Raw genomic sequence first — 22071 nt, 5'->3', positions numbered from 1 at the left:
GCATGACTGAGATCATTGATGAACAACTTGCTACTAATTTTTATTTTGATAAAAATTTTAATAGTCAGGCAGTTAAACTGTTACCGGGTGAATATTATGTGACTGATAAGGATATTTTGCTGGTAACAGTTCTCGGATCTTGTGTAGCCGCTTGTATACGCGATTGCTATAGCGGAATTGGAGGGATGAACCATTTCATGCTTCCTGACGGTGGTGGTGATGCAGGGGGGCCGTTAAATGCTTCAGCTAGGTACGGAACATATGCGATGGAGATATTGATCAATCAGCTGTTGAAACTGGGTGCTCGTCGCGGCAATTTGGAGGCTAAGGTTTTCGGTGGCGGAAATGTTCTCGATGGTTTGACGGTTGCGAATGTAGGTCAACGGAATGCAGATTTTGTATTGAAATTTTTACAGACAGAAAAAATTCGAGTTGTTGCACAAGACCTAGTCGATGTGTTCCCACGTAAAGTTTACTTTTTCCCCAAAAGCAGTCGAGTGATGGTTAAGAAGTTACGCAATGTGCGTAACACGACACTTTCTCAGCGGGAAAGCGACTACAGGCAACGTTTACATCGAGTGGATTCCGGTGGAGATGTTGAACTTTTTTCTTAGAACAAGTTGACTTGTTAACCAAAATTGAGAGTTAAAGATGGATAAGACTAGAGTTCTGATAATTGATGACTCAGCGTTAATTAGGCGCTTATTAAGCGAGGTTATAAATAGCCAGCCTGACATGGAAGCCATAGGATCCGCTCCAGATCCTTTAGTGGCGAGAGAAATGATACGTGAGATGAATCCTGATGTATTGACGCTGGATGTTGAGATGCCCAAGATGGACGGTTTGGATTTTCTCGAGAAATTAATGAGGTTGCGGCCAATGCCTGTCGTGATGGTTTCAACATTAACTGAAAACGGTTCAGACGTTACTTTTCGTGCGCTCGAATTGGGTGCGGTTGATTTTGTTTCTAAACCTAAAATTGATATCGCTGCCGGCTTAAAAGAATATGGCGGTGAGATTGCAAATAAAATTCGCATTGCTAAATCTGCGCGGCTTAAAAAATCTGCAAATATAGCAGTAGCAAAGAGTGCTACAGCGGATGTGGTATTGCCTTCGGTGTCGAATCGCATCGCATCGACCGAGAAATTGATAATAGTAGGTGCGTCTACTGGCGGTACGGAAGCAATAAAGGAATTTTTAATTAGAATGCCGCCGGATTCACCTGGAATATTAGTCACCCAACATATGCCCGAAGGTTTTACCAAGTCATTCGCCAATCGATTGAATTCTCTTTGCAAAATTTCGGTAATTGAAGCACAAGGAGGAGAGCGAGTTTTACCCGGCCATGCCTTTATCGCACCTGGTCATTCTCACTTGTTACTGAGACGCAGCGGTGCGAATTATATGACGGAATTAAACCATGGAGAGCCTGTTTGTCGACATCGCCCGTCGGTTGATGTACTATTTAGGTCTGCGGCGAATTGTGCAGGTAAAAACGCGATTGGTGTGATTCTTACTGGCATGGGAAAAGACGGTGCAGCGGGAATGCTGGAAATGCACAAAGCAGGTTCGTATAATTTTGCGCAGGATGAGAGCAGCTGTGTAGTGTTCGGTATGCCGAAAGAAGCGATTGCAGCAGGTGGTGTTAATGAAATCGTTCCTTTAAAAGATATGGCTAGATGTGTTCTGTCAAAAATATCCAGCATGGGATCTCATGGTAATCGCGTATAGTTGGTATTAACTTTTTTGGATATGAAGTTATGCAAACTACATCGTCAATGACAAAGCTTATTTCTCGAATTGCTATTTTAATTGGTATCTGTTTTCTGGTTAGTTGTAGCACAGTGCAGGAAAGACCTGTATTTAAATCTGGTCCTGCAATTAAAAAACCGGCAGATTATCATCAAGTCAAAAAAGCTCTCTATTCTCAATATAATGAGTGGCAAGGTGTACGCTATCAACGCGGTGGTCTAAGTCAGCGTGGAGTCGATTGTTCGGGTTTCGTGCATATCACGTTCAAATCGAAATTGGGTCTGCATTTGCCCAGAACAACCCATCTGCAATCTCGAGTTGGAAAAGAAATTCGCAGAGAAGAATTGAGAGCGGGCGACTTAATTTTTTTCAGAACGGGACCAGCTTCGAATCATGTAGGTATCTACCTGGAAAATAATAAGTTTCTTCATGCATCTCAAAAGAAAGGCGTTATCATCTCCAGACTGGATCACGTATACTGGAAAGCCAACTACTGGAAATCGGTTCGCGTTTAATCAGTTAGTGGCACCCGTAAGTGTCTGTTGTTTCAACTCGCGATTTGCAGTGGTCTTGCCACGGGGTTGTTTATTTAACGCTGGCTTCTCGCATTACACCAATAATCTTTGCGGAAATGCAACATGGATGAAGAAATTAAACAACGTCTTCAGAATAGAAAAATATGGCAACGCGGTTTCTTCATGCTGCTTTACATGGGAATTTACGGTTTTTGCAACTTTCTGATAATCGCAATATTTTTTTTTCAATTTGTAACACTGATCGTAACCGGACAACCCAACGCGCTGCTACAGAGTTTTAGCCAAAGCCTCGGTACGTATCTCCGTCAAATTATTGCGTACATGTCATTGAATACCGATCACTTGCCATTTCCTTTTAGCACATGGCCAAATGATGATAATGCTGAACAACTCACCAAAAATTCCAACGCAAGCGATTAACATATTACTGCATCACAATTCTTCAGAAGCTTTGTCTGCTTTTTCACAATTTAATTGCAACAGGAAGAAACAATTCTAACCTCGAATGGTTTAATATTGACCGTATCAGAGCTTCTGGGTGTTTGCCCGTCAATTTGATATTTTCGGATATTACTGCATGGCTTCCTTGTTTACGCCTCTTGCATTGGGTTCACTTACGGTGCCGAACCGGATTTTTATGGCGCCATTAACACGCTGCCGTGCGGGTGAAACGCATATACCGAACGATCTAATGGTTGAGTATTACAAGCAGCGTGCCAGCGCTGGCTTAATTATCGCCGAGGCGACAATGGCGATGGAAGGACATTCGGCGTTCTGGAAGGAACCAGGCATTTACTCGGCGGAACAAATTACCGCATGGAAGCGTGTGACCGCTGCCGTTCATGCCGCCGACGGTAGAATTTTTTTGCAAATCTGGCATGGCGGGCGGGCGTGTCATCCACTGCTCAATCACGGCGCGCAACCCGTAGCCCCTAGCGCTATTGCCATAGCCGATGAAGTACGTACACCGCAAGGAAAACAGCCTTACGTTGTGCCGCGCGAATTACATGATGACGAATTGCCCGGCATTGTCGCCGGATTCAAACAAGCTGCACAAAATGCCAAAAATGCCGGATTCGATGGTATCGAAATTCACGGCGCCAATGGTTATCTGCTCGATGAATTTCTGCGTGACGGCTCCAACAAGCGTAGCGGTCCATACGGTGGTTCGATTGAGAATCGCGCGCGGCTGACTCTGGAAGTGTTGGAGGCTGTTAGTACCGTTTGGGGCAGTGACCGGATCGGTTTGCGGATTTCGCCGCTGAGCAGTTACAACAGCATGATCGACAGCGATCCGATCGGGTTATCCATCTGGCTTGCCAATCGGCTCAACGATTTTCGCCTGGCTTACTTGCATGTTTTGCGCGGCGATGTTTATCAACAGCAAAACGGTGATGTGATGACACCTATTCGTAAGTATTATCGAGGCGTGCTGATCGGCAACTTTGAATATGCGCCGGATAAAGCGGATCATGAAATTGCGGATGGTAAAATCGATGCCGTAGCATTTGGCCGGCTTTTTTTGGCCAATCCCGACTTGCCGGCACGTATCCGCTCAGGTGCAGCATTCAACGAACCCGATCCCGCGACTTTTTATACCGACGGTGCGGAAGGCTATACTGATTATTCCGCGCTCCATGCTTCGTGACATAACCATGCGACTATTAGCGATTAATGTCATACTCGGTTTCCTCAGCGGTTGCCTCTCACTTCCGCAAAATGTCGTGCCGGTCGACGGTTTTGAACTTAACCGCTATCTCGGCACCTGGTACGAAATCGCCCGGCTCGATCATTCATTTGAGCGCGGACTCGACAAAGTGACGGCAGAATATTTTCTGCGCGATGATGGTGGTGTCGGAGTCATCAACAAGGGCTTCTCAGCAGCGGAAAATAAGTGGAAAGAAGCGGAAGGAAAAGCTTATTTTGTCAGGGACTCGCAGCAAGGCTATTTAAAAGTCTCGTTCTTCGGCCCGTTTTACGGTGCGTATATTATATTCGAGCTTGATAAAGTAGATTACCAATACGCCTTCGTCACCAGCTACGACAAATCGTACTTATGGTTGCTGGCAAGAACCCCGATGGTTAACGAGGAATTAATTACCCGCTTTGTGCAGCGATCAACCGAACTCGGTTTTGAAACTGCTAAGCTGATTTATCCAAAACAAGATTAAACCAATATGCCAAGGCGTGGTTGTTTCAGTGGATTGGCCGGAACATGCAGCAAATACTTATCACCTTAGGAATCATTTTCCTCATCCTCGGTCTGTTGTGGCCGTGGCTATCGCAATTGCCATTAGGCCGCTTGCCCGGCGATATCCATATCGAACGAGAAAATTTCAGCTTTCATTTTCCGCTGATGACCGGGTTGGTTATTTCCGTTGTATTGACATTGATTCTGTGGTGGTTGCGGAAGTGAATCATTGAGGCGGCACCAGGGTTACATTAATGCTTCCTCTGATTGCAGCGTAACGTCAAAGCACGTGTCATGTAGAGAAACCTTTGCAAAATGATGTGTGAATTTTTTGTTATTCCAGGTCTCTTCGGCAGTCCTAAGCAGTTACTCATGGCTTTATTTCGGCGGAGTTAGGTATGATGCATTCGTAAGACCAGCTCATCGACTGTCTGGTATAAACGCCGCCATTGGATTCACAAGCTTCTTTGTCGTTGTTGGAAGATACAAACGATGCCAAAAATAAAGCTAATAAAAGGATGGTATATAAAACTACTTTTGTATTTTCGCTCATGAATTAACCTCATTGAATGGAGCGGGTCTATGCTCTGCATCTGAATATCACGGCTATGTCATTGTTTTATCATAGGTAACATTGGTGAGCTGTTTGAATGCAGCTTGATGTAACCACGACTCACCTTATGCAGTTACGATAGCTATTAAACGGTTATTAAACCACAAATTTTGCTAATCGCGATTGTATCGTGAGGAATCATCGATAATATATCCGGCGGGAACATTGGCATTTTCACGTTAGAAAAGTACCAAGTTGGAAAGTATGCTTACTTCTTGCCAAATATGCGGGCGGCAAGCGGCTGGTTATATTTTTTGCCGGGGAATTCGGTTGGGGCGAGCGGGTTTGTACGGAAGGCCAATAAAAAACCTCCGTCTTGAGGACCGGAGGTGAGTGTAGCTATGATACTCAACTGACTGTACTACAAGGGATCTCAGAAAAACACTTTACTACTGTACGGCTGCTGCATTTATGCTGTTACTGCTTGCGTTCTGTGCTTGTTGTTCAACGGTTAACAATTTTCTGTGCAATTCCGCTTGCGCTAAGTCTTCTGCGCGTTGATACTCATGCTCGCGGATATTGGCGCGCAAATGCGAGACTTCATCTTGTCCTCTACGGCCGTAGGCATACGCGTGATCTTCATGCTCTTCCAAATCTTGCCGGTATTTTTCCACAATGACAGCTTCTTCCATCGCCAGGCTTTCGTAGTATGCGGCAGCGGCTACATGATCATTGGAATTGATGTTGCTCGGCAGCTCAGGTACTTCAGCAAATGCGGAAGTTGTCATCAAACCGAATGCGAGGATAGACAAAATAGCGCTTATTTTCAATGCTTTCATTTTAATTCCCTCCATCATTAAAATTCTTAAGTGTTGTCATCTTAACGAAGACAAAGGAGAGCGTATATTGGGGAAACCCTGGTTTTTTTATAAGGGAAACCATTAGGTGATTTTTGTTTTGATATCAGTGTGGCAAGCGTTGCACTGGCTGGTTCTATCAGATGGAGCGGGAGTGCTTCCGGGTTGCGGAGTATGCAATCCACCCACGGTCTGCGGTGATTTATTAAGCAAGCGAACTATGCGAATCCGATTTCAAATCTGTATACTTCATGATATTCGGAATTATTTTCTGACTTGAGTTCATCAACTAACCAGCCGGAGCCAGTCTATGAGATTTTCGATTTACCGCTACGATCCCGATAAAGATGAAGAACCTTATATGCAGGATTATGATGTCCAGCTGGCGCCGACCGATAAAATGCTGCTGGATGCGTTGCTGCGCATCAAATCGATCGATGATAGTTTGAGTTTGCGGCGCTCTTGCCGCGAGGGGGTGTGCGGATCGGATGCGATGAATATCAACGGCCGTAATGGATTATCGTGCATCACGCCGCTCCATAGTTTGGCGGAACCGGTTGAAATCCGTCCGTTGCCGGGTTTGCCGGTGATCCGCGATTTGATCGTCGATATGACACAGTTTTTTCAACAATATCATTCGATCAAGCCTTATCTGATCAACAACGATCCGCCACCGGAAACCGAACGGTTGCAATCGCCGGAGGAACGCGCGGCGCTGGACGGTGTGTATGAATGCATACTGTGCGCGTGTTGCTCGACATCGTGTCCGTCGTTCTGGTGGAATCCGGATAAGTTTGTCGGTCCGGCCGGATTGTTGCAAGCATACCGGTTTCTGGCGGATAGCCGCGATCAGGCAACCGCTGAACGGCTGGATAATTTGGAAGATCCTTACCGGTTATTCCGCTGCCATTCCATCATGAATTGTGTTGATGCGTGTCCGAAGGGCTTGAATCCTACGGAAGCAATCGGCAAAATCAAGGACATGATGGTTAAACGGACGGTATGAAGGAATTCGAACGGGCGCGCTGGCGCTGCCGGCGCGGGATGCTCGAATTGGATATCGTATTGCAGCGTTTCATGAATCATTATTACGCAGATTTGGGCGCGCAGGAACTGGCGCAGTTTGAACGATTGCTGTCGTTGGCGGATAACGATTTATGGGATTTGATCACTGGCCGCAAGGTGAATGACGATCATCAGTGGCTGCCAATCTTGGAATTATTGCAAAAGAGTTAGATTTCTAGTGGTATTCTGACAGTGCGTTTGGCTGTAAGCAGCGCATACTTGTAATTATACGCATCAAGTGGAGAAGTAAATATGGCACAAAAAGGCACAGCGACTCTGAATCTGAATAATGGCAGCGCACCGATCGAGCTGCCGGTGCTATCTGGAACCATGGGGCCGGATGTGATCGATATCCGGAAACTGCACGCGCAAAGCGGCTTATTCACCTATGATCCCGGTTTTCTGTCGACCGCCAGCAATAGCTCTACGATTACTTTCATTGATGGCGATAAAGGGATACTGCTCTATCGCGGTTATCCGATCGAACAACTGGCGTTGCACTGCGATTTTGTGGATGTGTGCTATCTATTATTGCATGGGGAATTGCCGGTTCCGGATCAGAAAAAAGCCTTTGATGCGGCAATCAAAAACCATTCGATGCTGCACGAGCAATTGGTAAGGTTTTACAGCGGTTTCCGCCGCGATGCGCATCCGATGGCGGTGATGGTTGGTGTGGTTGGCGCGCTGTCGGCGTTTTATCATGATTCTTTGAATATTTCCGATCCGGCGCATCGTGAACAATCCGCGTTCCGTTTAATCGCAAAGCTGCCGACGATTACTGCGATGGCATATAAATATAACATTGGGCAGCCCTATGTTTATCCGCAAAACGGTCTGAGTTACGCGGAAAACTTCCTGCACATGATGTTTTCCGTGCCAACGGAAAAATATGAGGCCAATCCGGTGATTGTGCGCGCCTTGGACCGGATTTTGATTTTGCATGCCGATCACGAACAAAATGCTTCGACATCGACTGTGCGTTTGGCCGGCTCCAGCGGCGCCAATCCGTTTGCCTGTGTTTCCGCCGGTATTTCTTGTTTGTGGGGGCCGGCGCACGGCGGCGCCAACGAAGCGTGCTTACGGATGCTGGAAGAAATCGGCGATGTATCGCGCATTGATGAATTTATCCGGCGTGCAAAAAACAAAGAGGACAATTACCGTTTGATGGGCTTTGGCCACCGTGTCTACAAAAACATGGATCCACGCGCAAAACTGATGCGCGAAACCTGTCACGAAGTACTGAATGAATTAGGTTTGCAGAATGATCGCTTGTTTAAGCTGGCGCTGCAGCTTGAAAAGATTGCTTTGGAAGATGATTATTTCATTTCGCGCAAGTTATATCCGAATGTCGATTTTTATTCCGGTATCGTGCAACGCGCTCTCGGCATTCCGACCAGTATGTTTACCGCCATTTTTGCGATGGCGCGAACCGTCGGCTGGGTAGCGCAATGGAGCGAGATGGTATCCGATCCGGAACATAAAATCGGGCGCCCGCGCCAGCTTTATACGGGTACGACGATGCGCGACGTACCCGGTTCGTATATCAGGAAATAATCGTTTGTCCATTCGAGGGCTGCTCATTCCATGAATAAACCGTTGCTGGACGATTCCCTGTTATCTGCTGCGAATGCTGCGTTTATCGAAGCGGTCTATGATGAATATCTGCATAACGCCAACGCCGTAAGTCTTGCGTGGCGGGAGTATTTTGATCGCTTGACGAAGCAGACGGACGCAGCTGCGATTCAGTCTTCGCAGATGCCTGCAACGAGCGCGCCGGGCGGCGCTGCCGCGAAACCTTCCGGCATTGAAGCGCAAACCGCGTTACCGGAAGTGGTAGTGGCGGATACTGATGACCGTAAGCAAGTGGCTGTGTTGCAATTGATTAACATGCACCGGTATCTCGGTCTCAATCAAGCGAAACTCGATCCGCTCGGACTCAAACAGCACTCGGATATTCCCGAGCTGGATCCTGCGCACTTCGGATTTACCGAAGCGGATATGGGCAAAGTATTCAATACCGGTTCGCTGGTCGGCCCTGAGCGTGCTTCTTTGCGCGAGATCCTGCAAATTTTGCGGGAAACCTATTGCGGTTCGATCGGCGCCGAATATATGTATATTTCTTCGGTCGAACAGAAACGCTGGATTCAAGCGCGTTTGGAGGGGCAACGTTCCAATCCGGATTTTTCCGCCGACTATAAGCGGCATATTCTGGAACGATTGGTTGCGGCGGAAGGATTAGAAAAATATCTGCATACCCGTTACGTCGGACAGAAGCGATTTTCCGGGGAAGGCAATGAAAGTCTGATTCCGCTGCTCGACAGCATTATCCATCGAGCCGGCAAAACCGGCGTGCAGCAGATTGTCATGGGCATGGCGCACCGCGCCCGGCTTAACGTATTGGTTAATACCTTGGGGAAAATGCCGGAGGATTTGTTCCGGGAATTTGAAGAAAAACAGCCGCAGCATCTGCCTTCGGGCGATGTCAAATATCATCAGGGATTCTCGTCGGCGATCAAAACCGCCGACGGCATTGTGCGTTTGGCGTTGGCGTTTAATCCTTCGCATCTGGAAATTGTCAACCCGGTCGTTGAAGGCTCGGTGCGTGCGCGGCAGCATTTACTCAACGATAAATTAGGCGACCGGGTGTTACCGCTGCTGATTCACGGCGATGCCGCTTTCGCCGGTCAAGGCGTGGTAATGGAAACGCTGAATTTATCGCAAACACGTGGCTATGGTACCGGCGGCACGGTGCATATCATCATCAATAACCAAATCGGGTTTACTACCTCGGATCCGCGCGACAGCCGTTCGACGTTGTACTGCACCGATGTTGCCAAGATGATTGAAGCGCCGATTTTTCATGTCAACAGCGATGATCCGGAAGCCGTGGTAATGGTGGCCGAACTGGCGTTTGATTTCCGCATGCGTTTTCACAAGGACGTGGTGATTGATCTGGTGTGTTTCCGTAAGCTGGGCCACAATGAACAAGATGAACCGATGGTGACGCAGCCGAAGATGTATCAAGTGATCAACCGACATCCCGGTACCCGTCAGTTATACGCCGATAAGCTGATCGCCGGGAAAGTGATTCAGCCGCAGGATGCGGATGTGCTGATTCAAGCATATCGCGATGCGATGGATGAAGGCGTCAATCCGAATAAAGCCGTTTGTTACGACTATAAGTCACCGTACGCGATCAACTGGGAACCGTTTATCCGGCCGTTCAAGTGGAACAAGAAAGTTAAAACCGGTGTGTCGCTGCAAATGCTGAAGCAACTTTCCATACGGCTTACGGATATTCCCGAGGGTTTCAAGCTGCACCCCCGGGTGGAAAAGATCATGGCCGACCGGCGGTTGATGGGCAAAGGCGAATTACCGCTGGATTGGGGCATGGCCGAGAATCTGGCATACGCCGCTTTGTTGAAAGAAGGATATCCGGTTAGGTTGTCGGGACAGGATTCGGGGCGCGGGACTTTCTTTCATCGTCACGCGGAACTGCACGATCAAGTGGCGGCGGATCAAAACGAGCGGATTTATGTGCCATTGCGTCATCTTTATCCGGAGCAACCGGATTTTGTCGTGATCAATTCGATGCTGTCGGAAGAAGCGGTACTGGGTTTTGAATATGGCTATGCCACCACGCAACCGAATGAGCTGATAATTTGGGAAGCCCAGTTCGGTGATTTTGCCAACGGCGCACAAGTGGTGATCGATCAATTCATTGCTTCCGGCGAAGCCAAATGGGGGCGGCTATGCGGCTTGGTCATGATGCTGCCGCACGGCTACGAAGGGCAAGGTCCGGAGCATTCTTCGGCGCGGCTTGAACGCTATTTGCAGTTGTGCGCCGATTACAATATCCAAGTGTGCGTGCCTTCAACCCCGGCGCAAATGTTCCATCTGCTGCGCCGCCAAATGATCCGGCCGATTCGTAAGCCGCTGATTATCATGAGCCCGAAAAGTCTGCTGCGGCATAAGGAATCGGTGTCGAGTCTGGATGAATTGGCGCATGGCTATTTTTATCCGGTTATTTCGGAGGTCGACAACCTGGATCCACGCACCATCAAACGGCTCATTGTTTGCAGCGGGAAAATCTATTATGAATTGCTGGCTTACCGCAAGGAACAGCGCATCGGTGATATGGCGATCATTCGCATGGAACAATTGTATCCATTTCCGCACGAGGAGTTTCAGGCGGAAATCGACCGTTTCGTGAATGCCAAGGAAGTGGTCTGGTGCCAGGAAGAGCCGGGTAACCAAGGCGCTTGGCATCGCATTCAGCATTATTTGTTGCGCCACATGAAGCCGGATCAAGCACTGGCTTATGCATTGCGCGCATCGTCCGCTTCTCCGGCGGTCGGTTACACGGCGAGACACAAATTTACGCAAAACGAATTGATCGTTGCGGCATTCCGAGAAAAAATTTAGTAAGAGGGCGCCATGCTAATTGAAGTCAAAGTTCCCGCATTATCTGAGTCCGTTGCAGAAGCCACGCTGATCGCCTGGCATAAGAAAGCAGGCGATACCGTGAACCGGTCGGAGAATCTGATCGACATCGAAACCGACAAAGTCGTGCTGGAATTGCCCGCGCCCAGCGCCGGTGTTTTGAGTAAAATCCTGAAGCAAGACGGCGCGACGGTTATCAGCGGCGAAGTCATTGCGATGATTGATACCGAAGCTGTCGTATCGAGTGAGAAGCCGGCGGTGGCCGTTGAAACAGAAGCCGTGATTGCTACCGGCAAAAGCCCTGAGAAAGCCAGCGCGGAAGCAACCGATGCGGCGATTCCCATGCTGATGCCGGCAGCGCGTAAGCTGGCGGAAGAAAACGATCTGAAAGCAACGGAAACGACCGCGATCAAAGGTACCGGTCTCGGCGGCCGGATTACCAAGGAAGATGTGAAAGCCTATGTGGAGAACAGATCCCGCGCGATTGCACCGCCGGAAAGCAAACCTGTTTCCCCTGGGGCGGTTAGTGCCGGAGCGCGCACGGAACGCCGGGTTGCGATGTCACGGCTACGCCAGCGCATCGCGGAACGGCTGGTGCAATCACAATCGACAGCCGCCATTCTGACGACGTTTAATGAAGTCAATATGCAAGCGATCATGGATTTGCGCGCGCGTTACAAAACCGAATTCGAGAAAGAGTATGGCGTGAAGCTTGGTTTCATGTCATTTTTCGTCAAGGCGGCGGTCGCGGCGCTGAAAAAATATCCGATCGTCAATGCATCAGTCGAAGGTAACGAAATCGTCTACCACGATTATTACGATATCGGTATTGCGGTCGGCAGTCCGCGCGGGCTGGTAGTGCCTATCATTCGCAACGCTGACAAGCTGTCGATGGCTGAGATTGAACTGCAGATTGCCGATTTCGCCAAGCGCGCGCAAGACGGCAAGCTCGGTATCGACGAACTCAGCGGCGGTACGTTCTCGATCACCAACGGTGGTGTGTTCGGTTCAATGCTGTCGACTCCGATCATCAATCCACCGCAAAGCGCCATTCTCGGGATTCATGCCACCAAGGAACGCCCGGTCGTGGAAAACGGCCAGATCGTGATCCGTCCGATGAATTATCTGGCGCTATCGTACGATCATCGCATCATCGATGGCCGCGAAGCGGTATTATCGCTGGTGGCGATGAAGGAAGCGCTGGAATATCCGATGAGTCCGCTGCTGGAGAAATGAAAATAAACAAGAATTAATTCCTTGTTTCAGATGGTTATTTTTCAAGGTTAAAGTAATCAGAATTTCTTTCTTCTCAACTATTGTTGTATTGACTGCGTTTCAGTGAAATCAACTGCGTGAATCCAGATGCTGGATTTATCAAGATACGCCGGTGAGCTCGGCGATTCCTGCCGCGATAAGCCATGAGAGCGCATTTTGAATCCATGTTCCAAGGATCTTCATGAAGTTATTCCACACATTCAGACTCTTCTATTGTTTCTTCTTTTTGTTATCCGCTTGTCAAGGCGGCAATAATCCGATAGCCACCCGCCAGCAAGCGCCAGCACCGATTGCATTGCCTGCCGCGATAGAAAGACCGGTTTCGTATCATGATGAGATCCGTCCGATTCTGGAAGCCAAATGTTTGTCGTGCCATAGCTGTTTCGATGCGCCGTGCCAGCTCAAGCTGGAGAGCACGGAAGGATTGTTGCGCGGCGCTTTCCGCGAATCCATTTATGTCGGCGCGCGGGCCGAGGCACTGTCGCCGACCCGGCTCGGGATCGATGAGTTGACCGTTTCAGGCTGGCGTGAACGCGGTTTTCATTCGGTATTGCAATCTCACGATGCGAAGTCCGAACCGTTGATCGCGGAGATGATATCGCTGGCGAAACAATATCCATTCCCGCCGAACAGCAAAATACCGGATTCGATTGACCTGAGCATTACCCGGAAAAATCAGTGTGTCACCGGGGAAAAATTTTCCGGTTATGCGCAGGACTATCCTCTCAGCGGCATGCCGTTTGCCGTGACCGGATTGAGCGACCGCGAATATGCGCTGCTGGCCGGGTGGGTCAAGCAGGGCGCGGTGATTCCCGATGAACCGGTAACGCTGACCGATGGCGAGAAAGAATCACTGCGGCAATGGGAATCGCTACTCAACCGTGATGATAATCGCGGCAAACTGGTGGCGCGCTGGTTGTATGAGCATTGGTTCATGGCGACGCTGTATTTTCCGAATCTGGGCGGGGAGTTGCGTTTTTTTGAGTTAATCCGGTCTGCAACGGCGCCTGGCAAAGACATTATCCCGATCCCCACCGTATTTCCCAACGACGATCCCGAACAGCCGTTTTTCTACCGCATACGCCCGATTAGCGGCAGCATCCTGCACAAGCGGCGGATTCCTTATCCGCTCAGCCCGGCAAAGCAGCAACGTATCAATGAGTTATTTTTCGCCGGTGAATGGACGATGAGCGATTTACCAGGATACAGCTATGCCGAGCGGGTCAATCCGTTCGCGACCTTTGCCGCCATTCCGGCGTATGCGCGTTACCGGTTCATGCTGGACGACGCCGAATTCTATGTGCGCAATGTCATTCATGGACCGGTATGCCGCGGTCAGATCGCCACCGACGTGTTACACGATCGTTTCTGGGTTTTATTCCAGAGTCCGGAGTCCGATCTGTTCACTACGAATGACGCCTATCAACGCCAGGCCATACCATTGCTGGAGATGCCCGGACAAAACGATGATTTGCTGGCGATGGGCGAGGAATGGCTCTGGTATCTCGGTCATCATAATGATTACCTGGCGCAACGCCGCAGCCAGTATGTTTTGCAACATCCTGAAGGCGCTTCGCTGGATCATCTGTGGGATGGCGATCAGCGGAATCAAGATGCTTTGTTGACCATCGTGCGTCATTACGATAGCGCTTCCGTTGCCAGGGGATTGATCGGCGATATACCGCAAACGCTATGGCTCATGGACTATCCGTTGCTTGAACGCACCTACTACATACTGGTAGTGAATTACAACGTGTTCGGCAATGTGGCCCATCAGCTCTTGACCCGGCTGTATTTCGATCTGATACGCAATAGCTCGGAACATAATTTTTTGCGCTTGATGCCCGGCGGCCAACGTACCGACATACTGCACGACTGGTATCAGCAAGCGGGTAAACTGAAATTCGGCATTTTTTATGAAAATATCGACGATGTTTCGCCTTCGGCGGAGCGCTTCGCAACTAAAGATCCGAAGCAAGAACTCGCTTTGCGGATTCTTGACCGCTTTCAGCCGGTCAATGCAATGGCCGATGATCCGATCAATCGTTGCCGGGTGAGCAACTGTGCGCGTCCGGATCAACCGCTCTGGATCCAAAAAGCGGACCATGCATTGTCGGCCATTGCCGCCCGTCCGGCGTCCGGTTTAGCCGGCATCGATCAATTGCCGGAAGTGACCTTCGTGAGGGTCAAGCATGACCAGGATGAACGGACGGTCTATACCTTGCTGCGGGATCGCGCGCATACCAATGTGGCATTTATTCTGGGCGAGGAATTCAGGTATCAGCCTGAAAAAGACCGCCTGACGGTTTACCCCGGTATTGCCGGGAGTTATCCGAATTTCATTTTTGATGTGCCGGCTACGGATATCGAAGAATTTGCGCTGCTGATCGGCGCGGCCAATAATGAAGCTCGCTTCGAGCATATTGTGAACACCTGGGGCGTGCGGCGCACGCATCCGCAGTTCTGGGAAATTCTGCACGACATCACGGCTTGGCAACGAGAGCGCGAACCGCTGATAGCGGGTATTTTTGATGTCAATCGTTATGAAAATTTTTAACAGGATCGGATGGGTTCCGGTACCGGTGATTCAATATTCTTGACGCTAATGAGTGCATTCTATATATTCATGTCTTTGTTCTAGAATAGAAAAATATTTATTTAAGGTGTGGTGCCAACGAGCGGTGCAAGATCGTTGCTCAAAAACACACGGTTAAATTTTTGATGGCTGTTCAAACAATGATCAATTCTAAACTTCTCACTCAATTATCATGACATTTCAAATCCGCGAACATTGTCCTTCCTGCAACGGCACCACATTCACTGAATTACATCGAACCGCTTACAATGCGCCGGAGATGTTGTCGTTTCTGACAGCTTATTATGCTGCGGTGCCGCCTGGAAAACATCAGGAAGTGCTGGGTGATGGCGTTTTTTCCATTGTGGAATGCGCGGGATGCGGACTGATTTTTCAGCATCAGTTGCCATCCGATGACATGCTCGCGGAAGTTTACGGCAATTGGCTGGGCAAGAACGATCCATTGGCGCCTTCCAAACCACCGATGCCGTTTGATTACTACACCTATTTTGCGCAAGAAATCATGCAATTGATCGTTTTCTTGCAAAAGCGTCATGGCCGCCAGCGGCGGCTGCGCTTTCTCGATTACGGCATGGGCTGGGGTAATTGGGCGGTGATGGCGCAAGCTTTCGGTGCCGACGTGTCCGGTGTGGAATTATCTCCGACCAAAGCCGCTTTTGCGGAATCGCGCGGGATCAAATTGCTGCCGCCGGATCAGTTGCCGGATAATGGCTTCGATTTTATTAATACCGAACAAGTGGTCGAGCACTTATCCTTTCCTCATGAAACCGTGATGTCGCTGAAAAATTCCCTGGCGGACGGCGGGATACTGAAAATCAGCGTGCCGGACGGCAGCGATATCAAGGCTGTTCTTCGATCATGGAAGTGGAACGATGCCATGGCAAACCGGGAAAAAATCATGCCGCTTCAACCGATCGAACACTTGAATTGTTTCACCGCGCCGTCTTTGCAGAAATTCGCCGAAGGTTGCGGACTAAAGCCGGTATCGTTACCGCTCGGCCTGGTCTATGCCTACTCGACCGACTGGAGCGGTACCCGCGCCATCGCAAAAAATCTGTTGCGCCCGGTTAAACGGTTCGTGCTGCGCAAGGGGTGCTATGGGCTGTTTGAACGCAACTAAGTGCTAGGCATTGATTTGCCTGCATAAGCGATCTGCTGCGTTGGATGGCGCTCAACAACTCGCTTGATGTGTCTCTTCTCGCGCTCCATCGGCCTTGCATCTTATTTTGCCCGGCGGATTAATCAGCGTTTCCTTAATAGTCCCGCGATTTTATTTACCTGCCATGGCAGAAAACCAAAACCCCGAACAAAAAGCGCGTGACCGCATCGATGTCTTGCTAAGGCAAGCAGGCTGGACGATTCAATCGGCCCGAAAGATCGATCTGAATGCGGGATTAGGCCAGGCGGTGCGCGAATATCAGACCGATGCCGGTCCGGCTGACTATGTATTGTTCGTGGATAAAAAGCCAGTCGGCGTGATTGAAGCCAAGCGGGAAGACTTGGGTCACAGAATCACCGAGGTGGAATTGCAAACGGCAGGCTATGCCGCCGCCAAGTTGAAGTGGATCAACAACACCCAACCGATGCCTTTTCTGTATGAAAGCACCGGCATTGTCACGCGCTTTACCGATGGCCGCGATCCCAAGCCGCGTTCGCGCGAGGTGTTCTGCTTCCATCGCCCGGAAACGCTCAAGGAATGGCTGAGCCAAGCGAACAGCCTGCGCACACGCCTGCACCACATTCCGCCGCTGAATCCAAACCATCTTCCTGCAAAAGAATTGCGCTTGCGCGATTGCCAGGAAATCGCCATCACTAATTTGGAAGACTCATTCAAAGCTGACCGCCCGCGTGCTTTGATTCAAATGGCGACCGGCGCGGGCAAAACGTACACCGCGATCACTTCCATCTACCGCCTGCTCAAGCATGCGCACGCCAAGCGCATATTATTTCTGGTGGACACCAAAAACCTCGGCGAGCAGGCCGAGCAGGAAATGATGTCTTACGTGCCCATCGACGATAACCGCAAGTTCACCGAGCTGTACAACGTGCAGCGCCTGAAAAATTCCTTCGTCGCCAAGGATAGCCAGGTATGCATCAGCACCATCCAGCGTTTATATGCCATCCTCAAGGATAAAGAGCTGGATGAGGCCACCGAAGACATCAACCCTGCCGAGCTGAAGCTGGGCAAGGAGCCGCTGCCTGTCGTCTACAACGAAAGAATCCCGCCGGAGTTTTTCGATTTCATCTTTATCGACGAATGCCACCGCTCCATCTACAACCTGTGGCTGCAAGTGCTGGATTATTTCGACGCCAGCCTGATCGGCCTCACCGCCACGCCGGACAACCGCACCTACGGCTTCTTCAAGAAAAACGTGGTCAGCGACTATAGCCATGAAAAAGCCGTGGCCGATGGCGTCAACGTCGGTAACGAAGTGTATGTGATCGAAACGCAGATCAGCCAGAATGGCGGTGTTATCCCTGCGCAGGTACAGGTGGAACGCCGCGAAAAACTCACGCGCAAGAAACGCTGGGAAATGCAGGACGAAGACGAAGCCTATTCCGCCACCCAGCTCGACCGCAACATCGTCAACCCCGACCAGATTCGCACCGTGATCCGCACCTTCCGCGACAAACTGCCGGAAATCTTCCCCGGCCGCCGTGAAGTGCCCAAGACCTTGATCTTCGCCAAGACCGACAGCCACGCCGACGATATCATCCAGACCGTGCGTGAAGAATTCAGCGAATCGAATAAATTCTGCAAAAAAATCACTTCCAAAGTGGATGACGCCAAGTCCGTGCTGGCACAGTTCCGCAACGACTACTACCCGCGCATCGCCGTCACCGTGGACATGATCGCCACCGGAACGGATGTGAAGCCGCTGGAATGCCTGCTGTTCATGCGCGATGTCAAAAGCCGCAACTATTTCGAGCAGATGAAAGGCCGTGGTACGCGCACGCTGGATTGCGACGACCTGCAGAAAGTCACGCCCTCCGCCAGCAGCGCCAAGACGCATTACGTGATCGTGGATGCCATCGGCGTCACGAAATCGCTCAAGACCGCCAGCCAGCCGCTCATTACCAAGCCCACCGTTCCGCTGAAAGATTTGGCGATGAGCGTGATGATGGGCGCGACCGACGAAGACACCGTCAGTTCGCTCGCCGGGCGGCTGGCGCGGCTCAACAAACAACTCGATGCCGATGAACAGAGACGTATCCGCGAAGCAACGGGCGGACTGGAGCTGAACCAGCTCGTGAGTAAATTGTTCGGCGCCATCGACGCCGACAACATCGAAGCCCGCGCGCTGGAAATAGCCCGCCTGCCGCTAGGTTCAGACCCCGGCGACGCCCAGCGCGAACTGGCGCAGAGTCAACTGGTGAATGAAGCGGCCAAGGCGCTCAACGGCGAGCTGGTCGAACTCATCGACAGCATCCGCCGCGATAAGGAACAGACCATCGACCACGACAACCTCGACAGCGTGCTGCGCGCCGGGTGGGACAAGGACGCTGCGAGCAACGCGCAGGCCTTCGTGGATGAATTCGCCGGTTACCTGAGAAGCCAGCGCGATCACATCGCCGCGCTCGCCATTTTCTTCGATCAACCGTACCGCCGCCGTGAAATCACCTACGGCATGATCCGGCAGGTGCTGGACAAGCTCAAGACCGACAAACCCAAACTCGCCCCGGTGCGCGTGTGGCAGGCCTACGCCCAGCTCGATCATTACAAGGGCCAGCCGATCAGCGAACTCACCGCGCTGGTCGCGCTGATCCGCCGCGCCTGCGGCATTGACGAAACGCTCACCAACTACGACGCCGTGGTGCGCCGCAACTTCCAGAACTGGATCATGAAGCACCACTCCGGCGGTGCGGAAAAATTCAACGAAGAACAAATGGACTGGCTGCGCATGGTGCGCGACCACGTTGCCAATTCCTTCCACATCGAGCGCGACGATCTCGACATGACCCCGTTCGACAGCCAGGGCGGGCTGGGCAGGATGTATCAGTTGTTTGGGGCGAAGCTGGAACCGCTGCTGGATGAGTTGAATGAGGTGTTGGTAGGGTGATGGATGAATTGGATCGGATTGACACTTGGGTGCTGCCAACATCTTGGTGCTATGCAAAATTAGAGGATGTTGGATACGGGGAAAATGCGATTGTAGATGGGCCGTTTGGATCGAATTTAAAAGTATCAGACTACATTGACGACTCGACTAATGGTGTTCCGGTTCTTACAACAAAAAACTTGGAAGGTGATTACTCCAAAGGGAGCGTTCGCTATATTTCTCAAAACAAGTACGAAGAACTGAAGAGAAGCAAAGTTCAACCAGGAGATATTCTGGTCGCAAAAATTGGCTCAATCGGAAAAACAGGCATCTATCCGAGTGGAATGAAGACCGCGGTCATTCCTGCCAATTTGCTGAAGTTCACTGTAACACCCTCAGTAGAATTCAAATACGTTTTTGCTTATCTCAATTGCTTTGACTTTCAGCAATTCATTAAGCTAATTTCAACGGCTACGGCACAACCAGCATTTAACGTAACCAAGTTTCGAAAACTTCCAATACCGCTACCCCCCATTAACGAACAACACCGCATCGTCGCCAAAATCGAGGAGCTATTTTCCGAGCTGGATAAGGGTGTCGAATACCTGAAAATTGCCCAGGGGCAGCTCAAGGTGTACCGGCAGGCGCTGCTGAAACATGCGTTCGAGGGCAAGCTCACTGCGCAGTGGCGCGAACAGCGTCGTGCCAAACAATCCGTCGCCCCCGCGAAGGCGGGGGCCCAGCCTTTGAATGACATGGATTCCCGCCCCACGCCTTCGCGGGGGCTGGCACTGCGCGGGAATGACGAAGTAGGGGGCGGGAATGACAAACCCCTCGAAACCGCCGCTGATTTGCTCAAGCGCATCCAGCAAGAGAGAGCGCAACGCTACCAGCAACAACTCGCCGACTGGGAAGCCTCCGGCAAACAAGGCAGCAAACCCAAAACCCCGAAACCCCTGCCGCCGCTCACCGCCGAAGAACTGGCTGAATTGCCTGAATTGCCAGAGGGGTGGGGGTGGGTTAAATATGGTGATTTGTGCTTGATTGTTAGAAACGGAATTTCTGCAAAACCGGAAGGCGATTCAGGTACGCCAATATTTAGGATAAGTGCAGTGCGTCCCTTGTTCTTCGATATGAAGGACATCAGGTTTATCAATAACTCGAATGGCGAATTTGATGCTTATTACCTTGAACGCGGTGATCTTGTGTTTACCCGATATAATGGGTCGCGACATTACGTTGGAGTATGTGCGGAATATCGTTCAGACAAGAAGTACCTGTTTCCAGATAAGTTAGTGCAAACCAGAGTTTTTTCAGAAAATGTATCGACTTCTTATTTGGAGAAAGCTTTAAATTCTGGAGCTTCTCGCCGGTTTATTGATTCTAAAATTCGTACAACAGCAGGGCAATCAGGAATCTCTGGTGATGACATCAGGAATATCCCAGTTCCACTTTGTTCAACAGATGAACAAATGCAAATTGTCGAAGAACTGGAATCTAAACTTTCCGAAACCGACCAACTCGACCAAACCATCACCACTTCCTTGCAACAAGCCGAAGCCCTGCGTCAATCCATTCTGAAAAAAGCCTTCTCCGGTCAATTGGTACCGCAAGATCCGAACGACGAGCCTGCTTCGGAATTGCTGGCGCGTATCAAGGTGGAACGGCTGGCTTCTCAGGGCGATGCGGTTGTCCGTCGCAAGGGGAGGCGAAGTTAACGGTGATTTGCTTGCTTGTCACGTCATTCCCCGTCACCCCCGCGAAGGCGGGGGGCCACGTTACTCTGTGAAAACCTGGATTCCCGCTTTCGCGGGAATGACGGATGTGATGAGGGGGGAGCGGATGTGATGAGGGGTGGCGGATGTGAAGATGAATGACGAACCGCCTCGGAATTGTTGGTGCGCATTAAGGCGGAGCGGTTGGCTTCTCAGGGCAATTTGGTTGTCCGTCGCAAGGAGAGGCGAAGTTAACGGTGATTCGCTTGCTTATCACGTCATTCCCCGTCAGCCCCGCGAATGCGGGGGCCACATTACTTTGAAAACCTGGATTCCCGCTTTTGCGGGAATGACGGATGTGACAGGGAATGACGGATGTGATGAGGGGTGGCGGATGTGAAGATGAATGACGAACCGCCTCGGAATTGCTGGCGCGTATTAAGGCGGAGTGGTTGGCTTCTCAGGGCAATTTGGTTGTCCGTCGCAAGGGGAGGGAAAGTTAACGGTGATTCGCTTGCTTATCACGTCATTCCCCGTCACCCCCGCGAAGGCGGGGGGCCACGTTACTTTGAAAACCTGGATTCCCGCTTTCGCGGGAATGACGGATGTGACAGGGAATGATGGATGTGACGGGGGAGCGGATGTGATGAGGGGTGGCGGATGTGAAGATGAATGACGAACCGCCTCGGAATTGCTGGCGCGTATTAAGGCGGAGCGGTTGGCTTCTCAGGGCAATTTGGTTGTCCGTCGCAAGGGGAGTGAGAGTTGACGGTGATTCGCTTGCTTATCACGTCATTCCCCATCACCCCCGCGAAGGCGGGGGGCCACGTTACTCTGTGAAAACCTGGATTCCCGCTTTCGCGGGAATGACGGATGTGACAGGGAATGACGGATGTGATGAGGGGTGGCGGATGTGAAGATGAATGACGGATGCGGCGAGCGGGGGTGGATCGGCGAGGGGTGACAAATGCGGCGAGCGGTGGCGGGGGTGATCGGGAATGATTCGTGATGAATAAAGCTGTGCCAATGGGGGCATGTGCAGAATGCG

General features: G+C 50.6%; 18 protein-coding genes. 16 read left to right on the top strand and 2 right to left on the bottom strand.

What is annotated here, in order from left to right:
• Positions 1-2: 2 nt before the first annotated feature.
• The 7 genes from cheD (at position 3) to RBH92_RS10005 (ending at position 4704) form a co-directional block, all read left to right on the top strand.
• Positions 3-614 carry a chemoreceptor glutamine deamidase CheD gene (gene cheD / locus RBH92_RS10035; RefSeq protein ID WP_307931925.1) on the top strand — a complete coding sequence of 204 codons (612 nt, stop codon included), beginning with the start codon at positions 3-5 and terminating at the stop codon, positions 612-614.
• A gap of 37 nt (positions 615-651) precedes the next feature.
• Positions 652-1731, top strand: coding sequence for a protein-glutamate methylesterase/protein-glutamine glutaminase (locus tag RBH92_RS10030; protein WP_307931924.1), 1080 nt, complete (start codon positions 652-654; stop codon positions 1729-1731).
• A 29-nt stretch (positions 1732-1760) separates the two neighbouring features.
• Positions 1761-2267: an NlpC/P60 family protein gene (locus RBH92_RS10025; protein WP_307931923.1), complete on the top strand. Its 507-nt coding sequence runs from the start codon at positions 1761-1763 to the stop codon at positions 2265-2267.
• A 123-nt stretch (positions 2268-2390) separates the two neighbouring features.
• Positions 2391-2708, top strand: a complete 318-nt coding sequence (locus RBH92_RS10020) for a DUF4389 domain-containing protein (RefSeq protein WP_307931922.1) — start codon at positions 2391-2393, stop codon at positions 2706-2708.
• Between the two features lie 157 nt (positions 2709-2865).
• Positions 2866-3936: an alkene reductase gene (locus RBH92_RS10015; protein WP_307931921.1), complete on the top strand. Its 1071-nt coding sequence runs from the start codon at positions 2866-2868 to the stop codon at positions 3934-3936.
• Positions 3926-4459 (top strand): lipocalin family protein, encoded by a 534-nt coding sequence (locus RBH92_RS10010; RefSeq protein ID WP_489684629.1) that lies wholly within the window; start codon positions 3926-3928, stop codon positions 4457-4459. The genes RBH92_RS10015 and RBH92_RS10010 overlap by 11 nt, the downstream gene beginning before the upstream one ends.
• Positions 4460-4503: 44 nt before the next feature.
• Positions 4504-4704, top strand: coding sequence for a DUF2905 domain-containing protein (locus tag RBH92_RS10005; protein ID WP_292923108.1), 201 nt, complete (start codon positions 4504-4506; stop codon positions 4702-4704).
• 145 nt (positions 4705-4849) lie between these two features.
• Here RBH92_RS10005 and RBH92_RS10000 read toward each other — a convergent pair whose 3' ends face one another.
• Positions 4850-5032: a hypothetical protein gene (locus RBH92_RS10000; RefSeq protein ID WP_307931920.1), complete on the bottom strand. Its 183-nt coding sequence runs from the start codon at positions 5030-5032 to the stop codon at positions 4850-4852.
• A 449-nt stretch (positions 5033-5481) separates the two neighbouring features.
• Positions 5482-5871 carry a hypothetical protein gene (locus RBH92_RS09995; protein ID WP_307931919.1) on the bottom strand — a complete coding sequence of 130 codons (390 nt, stop codon included), beginning with the start codon at positions 5869-5871 and terminating at the stop codon, positions 5482-5484.
• A 328-nt stretch (positions 5872-6199) separates the two neighbouring features.
• Here RBH92_RS09995 and RBH92_RS09990 point away from each other — a divergent pair, with 328 nt between their 5' ends.
• The 9 genes from RBH92_RS09990 to RBH92_RS09950 all read left to right on the top strand — a co-directional run bounded on the left by RBH92_RS09990 (position 6200) and on the right by RBH92_RS09950 (position 21026).
• Positions 6200-6895, top strand: coding sequence for a succinate dehydrogenase iron-sulfur subunit (locus RBH92_RS09990; protein ID WP_307931918.1), 696 nt, complete (start codon positions 6200-6202; stop codon positions 6893-6895).
• A complete protein-coding gene (locus RBH92_RS09985) occupies positions 6892-7125 on the top strand; it encodes an FAD assembly factor SdhE (protein WP_307931917.1) in 234 nt (77 codons plus the stop codon). Before RBH92_RS09990 ends, RBH92_RS09985 begins: the two co-directional genes overlap by 4 nt.
• 81 nt (positions 7126-7206) lie before the next feature.
• A complete protein-coding gene (gene gltA / locus RBH92_RS09980; protein WP_307931916.1) occupies positions 7207-8508 on the top strand; it encodes a citrate synthase in 1302 nt (433 codons plus the stop codon).
• 30 nt (positions 8509-8538) lie between these two features.
• Complete coding sequence (locus tag RBH92_RS09975; RefSeq protein WP_307931915.1) at positions 8539-11379, top strand: 2-oxoglutarate dehydrogenase E1 component; 2841 nt, start codon at positions 8539-8541, stop codon at positions 11377-11379.
• Positions 11380-11391: 12 nt separating this feature from the next.
• Positions 11392-12633, top strand: a complete 1242-nt coding sequence (odhB, locus tag RBH92_RS09970) for a 2-oxoglutarate dehydrogenase complex dihydrolipoyllysine-residue succinyltransferase (protein ID WP_307931914.1) — start codon at positions 11392-11394, stop codon at positions 12631-12633.
• A 220-nt stretch (positions 12634-12853) separates the two neighbouring features.
• Positions 12854-15229: a fatty acid cis/trans isomerase gene (locus RBH92_RS09965; protein WP_307931913.1), complete on the top strand. Its 2376-nt coding sequence runs from the start codon at positions 12854-12856 to the stop codon at positions 15227-15229.
• Between the two features lie 211 nt (positions 15230-15440).
• The gene (locus tag RBH92_RS09960) at positions 15441-16388 is read left to right on the top strand and encodes a class I SAM-dependent methyltransferase (protein ID WP_307931912.1); all 948 of its coding nucleotides are present in this window, start codon (positions 15441-15443) and stop codon (positions 16386-16388) included.
• A 163-nt stretch (positions 16389-16551) separates the two neighbouring features.
• Entirely contained in the window at positions 16552-19329 is a 2778-nt protein-coding gene (locus RBH92_RS09955) for a type I restriction endonuclease subunit R (protein ID WP_307931911.1), read from the top strand.
• Positions 19329-21026, top strand: a complete 1698-nt coding sequence (locus RBH92_RS09950; protein WP_307931910.1) for a restriction endonuclease subunit S — start codon at positions 19329-19331, stop codon at positions 21024-21026. Before RBH92_RS09955 ends, RBH92_RS09950 begins: the two co-directional genes overlap by 1 nt.
• The last annotated feature ends 1045 nt before the right edge of the window (positions 21027-22071 follow it).

It is taken from the genome of Nitrosomonas sp. sh817, assembly GCF_030908545.1.
Lineage (GTDB): Bacteria > Pseudomonadota > Gammaproteobacteria > Burkholderiales > Nitrosomonadaceae > Nitrosomonas.
Note: the sequence above shows the minus strand (reverse complement) of the source record. Positions and strands in the feature narration are given on the sequence as shown.